This is a genomic window from Streptomyces sp. 135 (genome assembly GCF_020026305.1).
Lineage (GTDB): Bacteria > Actinomycetota > Actinomycetes > Streptomycetales > Streptomycetaceae > Streptomyces.
Genome location: NZ_CP075691.1, coordinates 2,929,358 through 2,942,492, shown reverse-complemented (window position 1 = coordinate 2,942,492; position 13,135 = coordinate 2,929,358). Strand labels below are relative to the sequence as shown.

11 protein-coding genes are annotated in these 13,135 nt (G+C 70.8%); 10 read left to right on the top strand and 1 reads right to left on the bottom strand.

The genetic code is table 11. From position 1 onward, the window contains the following. The first annotated feature begins 42 nt into the window (after window positions 1–42). Window positions 43–1,203: a histidine kinase gene (locus KKZ08_RS13250; RefSeq protein WP_223774640.1), complete on the top strand. Its 1,161-nt coding sequence runs from the start codon at window positions 43–45 to the stop codon at window positions 1,201–1,203. 28 nt (window positions 1,204–1,231) lie between these two features. Here the strand turns inward: KKZ08_RS13250 and KKZ08_RS13245 are convergent, their stop codons facing one another. Next, complete coding sequence (locus KKZ08_RS13245; RefSeq protein WP_223774639.1) at window positions 1,232–2,248, bottom strand: rod shape-determining protein; 1,017 nt, start codon at window positions 2,246–2,248, stop codon at window positions 1,232–1,234. 143 nt (window positions 2,249–2,391) lie between these two features. On the opposite strand from KKZ08_RS13245, the gene KKZ08_RS13240 reads away from it, so the two are divergent. From KKZ08_RS13240 to KKZ08_RS13200, 9 genes are all read left to right on the top strand, one after another. Continuing rightward, window positions 2,392–3,924 (top strand): folylpolyglutamate synthase/dihydrofolate synthase family protein, encoded by a 1,533-nt coding sequence (locus KKZ08_RS13240; RefSeq protein WP_223774638.1) that lies wholly within the window; start codon window positions 2,392–2,394, stop codon window positions 3,922–3,924. A 5-nt stretch (window positions 3,925–3,929) separates the two neighbouring features. Further along, complete coding sequence (locus KKZ08_RS13235; protein ID WP_223774637.1) at window positions 3,930–4,298, top strand: DUF4233 domain-containing protein; 369 nt, start codon at window positions 3,930–3,932, stop codon at window positions 4,296–4,298. Window positions 4,299–4,396: 98 nt separating this feature from the next. Beyond that, window positions 4,397–4,810 (top strand): nucleoside-diphosphate kinase, encoded by a 414-nt coding sequence (ndk, locus tag KKZ08_RS13230; RefSeq protein WP_127911807.1) that lies wholly within the window; start codon window positions 4,397–4,399, stop codon window positions 4,808–4,810. Window positions 4,811–5,113: 303 nt separating this feature from the next. Then, a complete protein-coding gene (locus tag KKZ08_RS13225; RefSeq protein ID WP_030362602.1) occupies window positions 5,114–6,133 on the top strand; it encodes a rod shape-determining protein in 1,020 nt (339 codons plus the stop codon). A gap of 162 nt (window positions 6,134–6,295) precedes the next feature. Further along, a complete protein-coding gene (gene mreC / locus KKZ08_RS13220) occupies window positions 6,296–7,294 on the top strand; it encodes a rod shape-determining protein MreC (RefSeq protein WP_223774636.1) in 999 nt (332 codons plus the stop codon). Window positions 7,295–7,307: 13 nt separating this feature from the next. Further along, window positions 7,308–7,979: a rod shape-determining protein MreD gene (mreD, locus tag KKZ08_RS13215; RefSeq protein ID WP_223774635.1), complete on the top strand. Its 672-nt coding sequence runs from the start codon at window positions 7,308–7,310 to the stop codon at window positions 7,977–7,979. A gap of 76 nt (window positions 7,980–8,055) precedes the next feature. Beyond that, window positions 8,056–10,233 carry a penicillin-binding protein 2 gene (gene mrdA, locus KKZ08_RS13210; protein ID WP_223774634.1) on the top strand — a complete coding sequence of 726 codons (2,178 nt, stop codon included), beginning with the start codon at window positions 8,056–8,058 and terminating at the stop codon, window positions 10,231–10,233. Continuing rightward, window positions 10,233–11,429 carry a rod shape-determining protein RodA gene (gene rodA, locus KKZ08_RS13205; RefSeq protein WP_223774633.1) on the top strand — a complete coding sequence of 399 codons (1,197 nt, stop codon included), beginning with the start codon at window positions 10,233–10,235 and terminating at the stop codon, window positions 11,427–11,429. Before mrdA ends, rodA begins: the two co-directional genes overlap by 1 nt. A 48-nt stretch (window positions 11,430–11,477) precedes the next feature. Further along, on the top strand, window positions 11,478–13,091 hold the full coding sequence (locus tag KKZ08_RS13200; protein WP_223774632.1) for a CYTH and CHAD domain-containing protein: 1,614 nt from the start codon (window positions 11,478–11,480) through the stop codon (window positions 13,089–13,091). The last annotated feature ends 44 nt before the right edge of the window (window positions 13,092–13,135 follow it).

The window sequence follows — 13,135 nt, the reverse complement described above, 5'->3', positions numbered from 1 at the left end:
AGTCAGATGAATCGGGTCGAAAGACCTTGGATGATGGAGGGCATGCACGACCGTCCCGCCGTCCAGGCGCTACGCCGGGCGGCGGCCACCGGCCGTCGCCTCGCCGGGCGCTGGGCCCAGGCGGCCAGGACCGTGGACCTGCTCACAGCGCTGAGCGCGCTGGCGCTGATGAGCCTGGACGTGCCGGGCCTCGCGGCGGCGGACAACCCCCTCAACGGCCCCTTGGCCGCCCTCGTCCTGACGGCGGGCGCCGCCTCGCTGATGCTGCGCCGCTCGGCGCCCTGGCTGACGTACGCCGTCGCACTGTTCCTGCTCGGCTGGCTGTTCGAGCTGACGCTGGTGCAGTTCGCGCTGTACTCCCTGGGCCGGTACCGCGGCCGCCGGGCCGGAACGCTCGGCGTCATCGGCTACGTCACGTTCGCCTACGCGCTGTTCCAGCTGCCCGGCTGGCCGCCCCACCGGGGCGAGACGCTCGCCGAGTTCCTGAGCCTCGTCGTGCCGGTCGGCGTGCTCGCGGCGGGGGTCGGCGTGGCCGCGAACCGGCAGGACCTGGTGCGCGCCCTGGAGGCGCAGCGCGTGGAGACCGAGACGCTGCACGCCGTCCAGCAGGAGCGCGCCCGCATCGCGCGCGACGTGCACGACTTCGTCGGCCGCGAGCTGACACTGCTGAGCGTGCGCTCCCAGGTGCTCGCGCGCCGGGCCGAGGGCGGGCCCTTCGCGGACGGCTTCGAGGAACTCTCGGAGACGGCGCGCAGCGCACACCGCATGCTGAACGAGATCATCGTCCAGCGCGGCACGGACGGCGCCCCCACCCCCGGCCTCGACGCCCTGCCCGAACTCGCCGAGCGCAGCGGCCACGCGGGCAGCCCCGTGGAGCTGCGGATCGACCCGGTGGCCCACCGCCTCTCCCCGCTGCGGCAGGCGGCGGTCCACCGCGTGGTCCAGGAGTGCCTGACGAACGCGGCGAAACACGCGCCGGGGGAGCGGGTGACCGTCCGGGTGGACGTGGAGGGCGAACGCCTCGGCATCACGGTGCGCAACGCCCTGCCGGCCACGCGCCCCGCCACGGCCCCGGTCTCGGCGGGCATCGGCACGACCGGCATGGCGGAGCGCATCCGCGCGGTGGGCGGCGAGTTCTCGGCGGGGCCTGTCGACGGGACGTACGAGGTCCGAGCCTGCCTTCCGGCGGGCGAACTGGCCTGAGCCGCGCCCGCACCGCGAGGACAGACACCTACGCCGCCGACATCATCCGCTCGAGACCGTCGAAGTCCTCCACGCACTTCCCGCAGCCCAGCGCGACGCTGTCGAGCGGGTCCTCGGCCACGAACACCGGGATGCCGGTGGCCGACGCGATGCGCAGGTCGAGGCCGGGCAGGAGGGCGCCGCCGCCGGTGAGCACGATGCCGTGCTCCATGATGTCGCCGGACAGCTCGGGCGGGCACTCCTCCAGGGTCGTCTTCACCGCCGCGATGATGTGCTCCACGGGCTCGTCGACAGCGCCCCGTACCTCTCGCACCGTCAGGTCGACGGTCTTGGGCAGCCCGCCGACCTTCTCCCGGCCCCGCACGGTGAACGTCCGCCCCTCGAACTCCTCCTCGCCCGGCACCGGCCACGCCGACCCGATCGCGACCTTGATGTCCTCGGCGGTGCGCTCGCCCACGAGCAGCGAGTGCTCCTTGCGCACGTAGTCGGTGATCGCCTGGTCGAGCCGGTCGCCGCCCACCCGCAGCGACTGCGCCGTGACGACCCCGCCCAGGGAGACGACGGCGACCTCGGTCGTGCCGCCGCCGATGTCGACGACCATCGACCCCTGCGGCTCGGCGACCGGCAGCCCCGCCCCGATCGCGGCGGCCATCGGCTCCTCCACGAGGTGCACGGCCCGCGCCCCCGCCCGCTGCGACGCGTGCACGATGGCGCGCCGCTCGACGGGCGTGACCCCGCTCGGCACGCACACGACCATGCGGATACGGGGGCGCCGGCCCGGCACGGCCTTGCGCACGAAGTGCCGGATCATCTCCTCGGCGGCCTCGTAGTCACTGATCACGCCGTCCCGCAGCGGCCGGATGGCGGTGATGGACCCGGGCGTCCTGCCGATCGTCTCCTTGGCCTCCGTGCCCACGGCGAGCACTGCGCCCTTGCCGCCTCGGTCCGACCGCACGGCGACCACGGACGGTTCGTTGAGCACGATCCCCTTGCCACGGACGTAGAGAAGGGTGTTCGCAGTGCCGAGATCGATACCTATGTCCATGATCGCAAGTCTGCCGGGCGGCCCCCCGAAGCGGAGGGACCAAGGTCCCGAATCGGACGGGCCGAAAGTCCCGACGACGCGGAGCGGCGTCCTCCGCCCGGTCCGGACGCCGAGTGTCGGTGGCGCTCCGTAGACTGGCGTACGTGAGTGACCTCCCGCCGCACGACGACGACCGCCCGACCGACCCCGCCGACCCCACCGACGCCGCCTTCGAGGACATCGTCGGCGCCGAGACGGACCGCGACCCCGACCTCGCGGTCATCGAGGCGGGCAGCCGCACCCTGCGCGCCCAGGCGGGTCCGCCGCAGGGCGACATCCCCGCCCGCCCCACCGACCCGGAGGTGGACAAGGCGCTGCGCGAGGTCGAGACGGAGCTCGCGAGCCGCTGGGGCGAGACGAAGCTGGAGCCCTCCGTCAGCCGCATCGCCGCGCTGATGGACGTCCTCGGCGAGCCCCAGCGCGCGTACCCCTCGGTCCACATCACGGGGACGAACGGCAAGACGTCCACGGCCCGCATGATCGAGGCCCTGCTCTCCGCCTTCGAGCTGCGCACCGGGCGGTACACCTCGCCCCACGTCCAGTCGATCACCGAGCGGATCAGCCTGGACGGCGCCCCCATCGAGGCCGAGCGCTTCGTGGAGACGTACAACGACATCAAGCCCTACGTGGAGATGGTCGACTCCCGCCAGGAGTACCGCCTGTCCTTCTTCGAGGTCCTCACCGGCATGGCGTACGCGTCCTTCGCGGACGCCCCGGTGGACGTGGCCGTCGTCGAGGTCGGCATGGGCGGCAGCTGGGACGCCACGAACGTGATCGACGGCTCGGTCGCCGTCATCACCCCCATCGACCTGGACCACACGGACCGCCTGGGCTCCACGCCCGGCGAGATCGCCGCGGAGAAGTCCGGCATCATCAAGCCGGGCGCGACGGTGATCATGGCCCAGCAGCCGGTGGACGCGGCCCAGGTGCTCCTGAAGAAGGCCGTCGAGGTCGACGCGACGGTGGCCCGCGAGGGCCTGGAGTTCGGCGTCGTCGCCCGCCGGATGGCGGTCGGCGGCCAGCTCCTGACGCTGCGCGGCCTCGGCGGGGAGTACGAGGAGATCTTCCTGCCCCTGCACGGCGAGTACCAGGCGCACAACGCCTCGGTGGCGCTCGCCGCAGTGGAGGCGTTCTTCGGCATCGGCTCGCAGCACGCGCGCCCGCTGGACATCGACACCATCCGCAAGGCCTTCGCCTCGGTCGCCTCGCCGGGCCGCCTGGAGGTCGTGCGGCGCTCGCCCACCGTCGTCCTGGACGCCGCGCACAACCCCGCGGGCGCCCGCGCCACCGCCGCCGCGATCAGCGAGGTCTTCGACTTCAGCAACCTCATCGGCGTGGTCGGCGCGAGTGACGGCAAGGACATGCGGGGGCTGCTCGAAGCCTTCGAACCGATCTTCGCCGAGGTCGTCATCACGCAGAACACCAGCCACCGCGCGATGGACGCGGACGAGCTGGCCGCGATCGCCGTCGAGGTCTTCGGCGACGAGCGCGTCCAGGTCGAGCCGCGCCTGCCGGACGCGCTGGAGGCCGCGATCACCCTCGCCGAGGAAGAGGGCGAGTTCGCGGGCGGCGGCGTCCTCGTCACCGGTTCCGTCATCACGGTCGGCGAGGCCCGACTGCTCCTCGGGAGGGGCTGACACCTGTGCGTACGCTCTGCGCTTCGACGCTGATCGGCGAGTTCTTCGTCATCGGCTTCGCCGGCCTCGTCGCCATGAAGGACCCGGACCTGTCCATGGGCACGGTCTGGGCGGTCAGCGGCATCGCGATGCTGCTGTGCCTGCTGCTGTGCGGCGTGATCACCAGGCCGGGCGGGGTGCAGCTGGGCTGGGCCCTCCAGATCGCGCTGATCGCGAGCGGCTTCGTGGTGCCGACGATGTTCTTCATGGGCGCCCTCTTCGCCGCCCTGTGGTGGGCGTCGGTCCACTTCGGGCGCAAGATCGACGAGGCGAAGGCCAGGTTCGCGGCCATGGCCGAGGGGCAGCAGGCGGAGGCCGGAGGTAACACCGCGTAGCCGCCCCCGGTATCGTGCGGCCCAATCCCACGCGATCGCGGAGATCAACAGATCGACAGGTCGTAAGAACACCTTTGGTGAACACCTTGGAGCCGCACATGAGCCAGCGCACCCTCGTCCTGCTGAAGCCCGACGCCGTCCGTCGCGGCCTGATCGGGGAGATCATCGGCCGCATCGAGCGCAAGGCGGGCTGGACGATCTCCGCGCTGGAGCTGCGCTCCCTGGACCAGGAGACCCTGGAGCAGCACTACGGCGAGCACAAGGGCAAGCCGTTCTACGAGCCGCTGGTCGCGTTCATGTCGTCCGGTCCGGTCGTCGCGCTCGTCGTCGAGGGCGAGCGGGTCATCGAGGGCGTGCGCGCGCTGGCCGGCCCCACCGACCCGATCGCCGCCGCCCCGGGCTCCATCCGCGGCGACTTCGGCACGATCGTGCGGGAGAACCTGATCCACGCCTCGGACTCCGAGGAGTCCGCCGAGCGCGAGCTGAAGATCTTCTTCCCGGGCGTGGCGTAACGCCCCTCGTGCGACTCGCTGACGGTGTGTCAGTCGGGCGCCGCGCTGACCTGGACGGCCGGAGGGATTCGGCCGTCCATTGGCATCTGCGCCCCAATTGGGGGAACCCGTGCCCCCGATGGCACGTCTCCAAGAGCGGGGCGGTACATCATCTGCTGACAATGGCGCAGACCCTCGCGCCGTCTTCGCGCGGCCGAGACTACGATGGAAGCCTCCACTGCCACTCAGCACCCACCTCGCCTACCTAAAAAGCCATCACAAGCTCCAATAGGGAAGGCCAGACGCATCCTCATGGGGAACAACATGTCGTTCATCGGCCGTGACATGGCTGTCGACCTCGGGACCGCCAACACGCTGGTGTACGTCAGGGGTCGGGGGATCGTACTCAACGAACCGTCCGTCGTCGCGATCAACACCAACACCGGTGGCATCCTCGCGGTCGGCGCGGAAGCGAAGAAGATGATCGGGCGCACGCCCGGCAACATCGTGGCGGTCCGCCCGCTGAAGGACGGCGTCATCGCCGACTTCGAGATCACCGAGCGGATGCTCCGCTACTTCATCCTCAAGATCCACAAGCGGCGCTACCTCGCCCGCCCGCGCGTGGTCGTCTGCGTACCCTCGGGCATCACCGGAGTGGAGCGCCGCGCCGTCATCGAGGCCTCCTCGCAGGCCGGCGCCCGCCAGGTGCACATCATCGAGGAGCCCATGGCGGCCGCCATCGGCTCCGGCCTGCCGGTCCACGAGGCCACGGGCAACATGGTGGTCGACATCGGCGGCGGCACCACCGAGGTCGCCGTCATCTCGCTCGGCGGAATCGTCACGGCACAGTCGATCCGCGTCGCGGGCGACGAGCTGGACAACGCGATCATCCAGCACATCAAGAAGGAGTACTCCCTCCTCCTCGGTGAGCGCACGGCCGAGCAGATCAAGATCACCATCGGTTCGGCATACGACATGGACGCCGACGAGCACACCGAGATCCGCGGCCGTGACCTGGTCTCGGGGCTGCCCAAGACGGTGGTCATCTCGGCCGCCGAGGTCCGCAAGGCCATCGAGGAGCCGGTCAACGCCATCGTCGACGCGGTCAAGACGACCCTCGACAAGTGCCCGCCCGAGCTCTCGGGTGACGTCATGGACCGCGGCATCGTCCTGACCGGCGGCGGCGCCCTGCTGCGCGGCCTCGACGAGCGGCTGCGCCGCGAGACCGGCATGCCGATCCACATCGCCGAGGACCCGCTGGACAGCGTGGCGCTCGGCTCCGGAAAGTGCGTCGAGGAGTTCGAGGCGTTGCAGCAGGTGCTGGACGCCCAGCCCCGCAGATGATCTGAACGGAAAACATCCGCCGTACGAGTGCCTGCCACCTCGTGCGGCGGATCGTTGATATAGAGGCAAGAACAGAATTCAGGCAAGGCAGAACAATTCCCCAGAACCCCGTGGAACGCGCAGTGTCCACGGAATCCGATTGAGGAAGGCACGCCGCCGCACGTGAGGGACACACGAGAGAGCCGGCTGCTCCTGGTGCTGCTGATCGCCATCGCGTTCGCTTTGATCACGGTGGACATCCGCGGTGGTGAGGACTCACCGGTCGACGGTGCCCGCCGGGCCGCCGCCCGCGTCTTCGGTCCGGTCGAGGAGGGGATGTCCTCCGCCGTCGACCCGATCGGCAACGCCATCGGCGCGGTCCGTGACTCCGGTGAGCGTCACGACCGCATCGCCGAACTGGAGCGCCAGAACGCCGCGTTGAAGGCGAAGCTCGGCAGCGACGACCGCAACCGCAGCCGACTGCGGCAGCTCGACGGCATGCTGAAGAAGGCCGGCGCCGGACAGTACGGCATCAAGGGCGCCGAGGTCATCGGCATAGGAGCGGCCCAGGGCTTCTCCTGGACCGTCACCATCGACGCCGGCGCCCACGACGGCATCAAGCGGGACATGACCGTCCTGAACGCCGACGGCCTGGTCGGCCGCGTCACCACCGTCGGACCCGGCACCGCGACCGTCCTGCTCGCCAACGACCCCGACTTCACCGTCGGCACCCGCCTGGAGAAGACCGACGAACTCGGCTTCGCCACCGGCCAGGGAGACCGCCCGCTCTCCGTCCAGATGCTCAACGGCAAGGCCAAGGTCAAGAAGGGCGACCGCCTCGTCACCTTCGGCTCGCAGCAGGACAGGCCGTTCGTGCCCGGTGTACCGGTCGGCGAGGTCGTCCGCGTCGACCCCTCCGGCGGCGACCTCACCCGCAACGTCTACGTGAAGCCGTACGTCGGGTTCACCAAGCTCGACATCGTCGGCGTCGTCGTCGAGGCGCCCCGCGAGGACCCGCGCGACACGGTCCTGCCGAAGAAGCCCGAGAAGCCCAAGCCGATCCCGACGGTGACCGTCACGGCCACCCCGTCGGGCAAGCCGGAGGACGGCGCGGCCGAGGGCACAGCACAGGGTGCGGCCGAGGACACAGCCGACGGTGCCGCCGACAACGACGAGCAGTAGGAGACCCGGACCCATGCGCTTCAACCGAATCCTGCTCTCCACCACCCTCGTCGTCGTCGCCCTGGTCATCCAGGTCAGCGTCCTCGCCCGGCTCCAGCTGCCGGGCGCCGTGCCGGACCTGGTGCTGCTCACCGTCCTCGGCCTCGCCCTGGTCTACGGCCACGTCGGCGGAGCCCTCATCGGCTTCGGCGCGGGCCTGCTGTCCGACCTGGCCCCGCCCGCCGACCACGCGGCCGGGCGGTACGCGCTGGTGCTGTGCGTCGTCGGCTACCTCGCGGGCCTCGCCAAGCCCGAGAGCGGGCGGCTGCGCTCGGCCACCGGCCCGCTCGTCGTGGTCGTCGGGGCCGCCCTCGGGTCGACGCTGCTGTACGCGGGCGTCGGCGCCCTCGTCGGGGACACCGCCGCCCGCCACGTGGGTCTGACCGGGCTGCTGTTCACCGCCGCGCTCTACGACCTGCTGCTCGCGCCCTTCACGGTGCCGCTGATCATCGCGCTCGCCCGGCGGGCCGAGAACGACCCGCTGGGGGAGGGCACGCACGCCAACTCGGCCACCGACGTCTCCGCCGGCTGGCTCTCCTCCGGCACCGGGCTGAGCATCGGCGGCCAGCGCGGCGGCCTGCGGGCGAAGGCGGCCAGGGCCCGCGTCGCACGCGCCGGACGCATCAAGGGGGTCAAGCGCCTGTGAGGGCGAAGCACTTCGCTGACCGCATCAGGGGAGCCGACCGCATCAGGGAAGCCGACCGCACCCGGGGAGGGGAGAAGTGACCAACATTCCGGAGACCGGACGGACCCCACGCGTCCAGATCCGTCTCATCGTCATCCAGATCCTCGTGGTCTCCCTCCTGCTCACCCTCGGCGGCCGCCTCTGGTACCTCCAGATCCGCAACGGCGAGGAGTACGCCAAGGAGGCCTCGGGCAACCACGTCCAGCAGGTCGTCCAGCCCGCCGTGCGCGGCTCGATCCTGGACGCCCGCGGCGTGCCGATCGCCGACAACCACACCCGCCTCGTCGTCTCCGCGTCCCGCACGGATCTGATGAAGATGAAGGACGACGGCAAGGCGGTCCTCGCCAAGCTCGCCGACGTCCTCGCCATGGACCCCAAGGACGTCGCCGACAAGGTCCGCCTGTGCGACTCCAAGACCCCGCAGCCCTGCTGGAACGGCTCGCCCTACCAGCCGATCCCGATCACCGCCGAGGCCACGCCCAAGCAGGCCCTCCAGATCCGTGAGCGCTCCGAGGACTTCCCGGGCATCACCGCCGAACCCACGGCCGTGCGCCGCTACCCCGCGCCCGGCAAGTCCAACACCGCGCAGGTCCTCGGCTACCTCTCGCCCGTCACCGACGAAGAGATCAACAAGGCCAAGGACACCGACTCCCCGTTCCTCCGCTCCGACCAGGTCGGCCGCTCCGGGCTCGAACGGACGTATGACAAGCAGCTGCGCGGCAAGGCGGGCGTCACCCGCTACGAGGTCGACAACCTCGGCCGCGTCATCGGCAAGGCCGAGTCCGACGAGGCGAAGCCGGGGGCGAACGTCGTCACCAGCATCGACGCGCGCGTCCAGGCCGTCTCCGAGTACTGGCTGAACGACGCGATGAAGAAGGCCCGCCAGGAGTTCGACAAGAACACCGGCGAGAACTACAAGGCCGACGCGGGCGCCGTCGTCGTCATGGAGAACAAGACCGGCCGCGTCGTCGCCATGGCCTCCAACCCGACGTACGATCCGAACGCCTGGGTCGGCGGCATCTCCGGCAAGGACTACGCCGAGCTCACCGGCAAGAAGTCCAACTACCCGCTGCTGAACCGCGCCATCCAGGGCCAGGCGGCCCCCGGCTCGATCTTCAAGGTCATCCCGACGACGGCCGCCGTCAACGCGGGCTACGACTTCAACGCCCGCTACCCCTGCCCCAGTTCGTACTCCATCGGTGGCCAGACCTTCAAGAACTTCGAGTCCAAGGGCCACGGCTCCATCACCCTCGGCCAGGCCCTCGAAGTCTCCTGCGACACCGTCTTCTACAAGCTCGCGCACGACCAGTGGGCCAAGGACGGCGGCAACAAGCCGAAGCCCGACGCCAAGGACTGGTTCTACAAGACCGCCCACCAGTTCGGCCTCGGCAAGGAGACCGGCATCGACCTGCCCAACGAGGTCACCGGCCGCGTCCCCGACCGCCAGTGGAAGAAGGACTACTGGAAGGCCAACAAGGACGCCTGGTGCAAGCAGGGCAAGAAGAGCGGCGACGACTACGCCGCGCGCATCGCGTACGAGAACTGCCTCGAAGGCATGAAGATGCGCGCCGGTGACTCCGTGAACTACTCCATCGGCCAGGGCGACACCCTCGTCACGCCGATCCAGATGGCCACGGTCTACTCCGCCATCGCCAACGGCGGCACGATGTACGACCCCACCGTCGGCAAGGCGATCATCAGCGCCGACGGCAGGCACATCGAGGAGATCAAGCCCAAGGCCCACGGCAGGCTGCCGATGGACGCCGCGCTGCGCAAGGACATAGACGGTGCCCTCGCGGACGTCGCGACGCGCGGTACCGCGGCGTGGCGGTTCGGCGGCTGGCCGCAGGACAAGATCCCGATGCACGCCAAGACGGGTACCGCCGAGGTCTACGGCAAGCAGACCACCTCGTGGTTCGCGACCTACACCAAGGACTACTCGATCGTCATGACGATCTCCCAGGGCGGTACGGGCTCCGGCGCCTCAGGACCCGCCGTCCGCAAGATCTACGACGCGATCTACGGCCTCGACGACAGCGGCAAGCAGGACCTGAAGAAGGCGCTCCTGCCCGAGCCGCAGAAGACCCTGCCGAAGATCCAGCCCGACGGCTCCATCGACGCCCCGAAGGTCAAGCCGTACAAGCCCGAGGCGCCCAAGCCCAAGGACGAACAGCAGGAACTGGCCGGCGCCCCGGCCAACTGGAGGCGCGACTGATGACCGGCAGCGGCTTCTCCGTCTCCGGGTACGGCCCCGAGCGCTCGAACATGTCCCGGCTCCTCGCCCGCGACTCGATAGTGCGCCGGCTCGACTGGCCGATGCTCCTCGCGGCGATCGCGCTCTCCGGCATCGGCGCCGCGCTCGTCTACTCGGCGACCCGCAACCGCACCGAGCTGGTCGGCGACGACCCGTACTCGTTCATGCTCAAGCACGTCCTGAACACCGGCATCGGCTTCGCCCTGATGATCGGCACGGTCTGGCTCGGCCACCGCACCCTGCGCACGGCCGTGCCGATCCTCTACGGCATCTCCGTCTTCCTGGTCCTGCTCGTGCTCACTCCGCTCGGCGCGACCATCAACGGCGCGCACGCGTGGATCGTGCTCGGCGGCGGCTTCTCGCTCCAGCCCTCCGAGTTCGTCAAGATCACGATCATCCTCGGCATGGCGATGCTGCTCGCCGCCCGCGTCGACGCGGGCGACCGGGAGCACCCCGACCACCGCACCGTCGTGCAGGCCCTCGGCCTCGCGGCCGTCCCGATCGCGATCGTCATGCTGATGCCCGACCTCGGTTCGGTCATGGTCATGGTGATGATCGTGCTCGGCGTCCTGCTCGCCTCCGGCGCCTCCAACCGCTGGGTCTTCGGACTGCTCGGCACGGGCGCCCTCGGCGGCGTCGCCATATGGCAGCTCGGCGTGCTCGACGACTACCAGATCGCCCGGTTCGCGGCCTTCGCCAACCCCGCGCTCGACCCGGCGGGCGTCGGCTACAACACCAACCAGGCACGCATCGCCATCGGCTCCGGCGGTCTCACCGGCACCGGCCTGACGAAGGGCTCCCAGACCACCGGCCAGTTCGTCCCCGAGCAGCAGACCGACTTCGTCTTCACGGTCGCGGGCGAGGAGCTCGGCTTCATCGGCGCGGGCGCGATCCTTCTCCTGCTCGGCGTCGTCCTGTGGCGCGCCTGCCGCATCGCACGCGAGACGACCGAGCTGTACGGCACGATCGTCGCCGCCGGCATCATCGCCTGGTTCGCCTTCCAGTCCTTCGAGAACGTCGGGATGACGCTGGGCATCATGCCCGTCGCGGGCCTTCCGCTGCCCTTCGTCAGCTACGGCGGCTCGTCGATGTTCGCCGTCTGGGTGGCCGTCGGACTGCTCCAGTCGATCAAGGTGCAGCGCCCCATGTCCGCATAGCCCCGCAGAACCCTGTTTGGCTTTCCCTTCTGCGTCTAGATTCAATTCATGGCGGATACGAAGCGCGAGATCGAGCGGAAGTACGACGTCGGGGCAGACGCGGAGCTGCCCGACCTGACCGAAGTGCCCGGGGTCGGGGAGGTACTGGACAAGGGCGTCGTCGAACTGGACGCCGTCTACTGGGACACCCCCGACCAACGCCTGGCCGCCGCCTCCATCACGCTGCGCCGCCGCACCGGCGGCACGGACGCGGGCTGGCACCTGAAGCTGCCGGTATCGCTCGCCGAAGGCGTACGGGACGAGATCCACGCGCCGCTCTCCGACACCGTTCCGGGCGACCTGCTCGCCCTCGTGCGCTCCCGCGTCCGCGAGGCCGAACTCGTCCCCCTCGTGCGCCTGTTGTCCGCACGCGACCTGCGCCACCTCGTCGACTCCCGGGGCGAGCTGCTCGCCGAGGTCAGCATCGACGCGGTGCGGGCGGAGCGGCTCGCCAAGGGCGGCGGCACGGCCGCGTGGTCCGAGATCGAGGTGGAGCTGGCGGACGGCGGCGACCCCGCGCTCCTCGACAAGGTCGAGAAGAAGCTGAAGAAGGCGGGCGTACGCCGCTCCACCTCGTCCTCCAAGCTCGGCCGGGCCCTGGCACAGACCGCGCCGAAGGGCCGCAAGGCCGAGAAGGCGGGGCTCAAGCCCGCCGAGGGAGCGGTCCGCCTCGGCAAGAAGGCCGGCAAGAGCGAGGCCGTCGCCGAGGCCGTGCGGGAGAGCGTCGGTGACGGCCGCGGCAGTGCGGGCGACCACCTCGTCGCCTACCTCCGCGCCCAGCGCGACGCGATCGTCTCGCTCGACCCCGCCGTCCGCCGCGACCTGCCCGACGCCGTGCACCAGATGCGGGTCGCCACCCGCCGGATGCGCAGCGCCTTCAAGTCGTACCGGAAGATCCTCGACCACGCCGTCACCGACCCGGTGGGCGACGAACTCAAATGGCTCGCGGCGGAGCTGGGCGTCGACCGCGACCAGGAAGTCCTCGCCGCCCGGTTCGCCGGCCGCATGGACGCCCTGCCGAAGACCCTCCTCCTCGGCCCGGTCGACGCCCGGCTGCGCATCTGGTCCACCGCGCGGGGCGCCGACGCGCGGCGCGGCACCCTGGCCGTACTGGAGAGCGAGCGCTACCTCGCGCTCCTGGACGCCGTCGACACTCTCCTCGCCGCGCCCCCGCTGCGCCCGGCCGCCTCCGCGCCGCCCGGCAAGGCGCTCCCCAAGGCGCTCCTCAAGGACTACGCCCGCCTCGCCACCCGCGTCGAGCACGCCCTCGCGCTGGCCCCCGGCCAGGAACGCGACCGTGCCATGCACGAGGCCCGCAAGGCCGCCAAGCGTGCCCGGTACGCGGGCGAGGCGGCGGTCCCCGCGCTCGGGACGCCCGCCAGGCGCTTCGCGAAGCGGATGAAGGCCGTGCAGAGCGTGCTCGGCGACCACCAGGACAGCGTGGTCGCCCGCGAAGCCGTACGGGCCCTCGGCACCCAGGCCCATCTGGCCGGGGAGAGCGCCTTTACCTGGGGGCTGCTGTACGGCCGGGAGGAAGCCGTCGCCGCCGACCGGGAGCGGGAACTGCCGGAGGTCTGGGCGAAGGCGTCGGAGGCGAAAATCCGGGCGGCTCTGGGCAGCTGAACGCCGGGGTACGCTTGATGGTCACCCCTGCCGGCTCATGAAGG

Bases quoted from the DNA above. Each gene is read 5' to 3' on its own strand.
- KKZ08_RS13245 (WP_223774639.1), bottom strand. From the start codon at position 2,248: ATGGACATAGGTATCGATCTCGGCACTGCGAACACCCTTCTCTACGTC.
- KKZ08_RS13200 (WP_223774632.1), top strand. From the start codon at position 11,478: ATGGCGGATACGAAGCGCGAGATCGAGCGGAAGTACGACGTCGGGGCA.
- rodA (WP_223774633.1), top strand. From the start codon at position 10,233: ATGACCGGCAGCGGCTTCTCCGTCTCCGGGTACGGCCCCGAGCGCTCG.
- ndk (WP_127911807.1), top strand. From the start codon at position 4,397: ATGAGCCAGCGCACCCTCGTCCTGCTGAAGCCCGACGCCGTCCGTCGC.
- KKZ08_RS13250 (WP_223774640.1), top strand. From the start codon at position 43: ATGCACGACCGTCCCGCCGTCCAGGCGCTACGCCGGGCGGCGGCCACC.
- KKZ08_RS13225 (WP_030362602.1), top strand. From the start codon at position 5,114: ATGTCGTTCATCGGCCGTGACATGGCTGTCGACCTCGGGACCGCCAAC.
- mreD (WP_223774635.1), top strand. From the start codon at position 7,308: ATGCGCTTCAACCGAATCCTGCTCTCCACCACCCTCGTCGTCGTCGCC.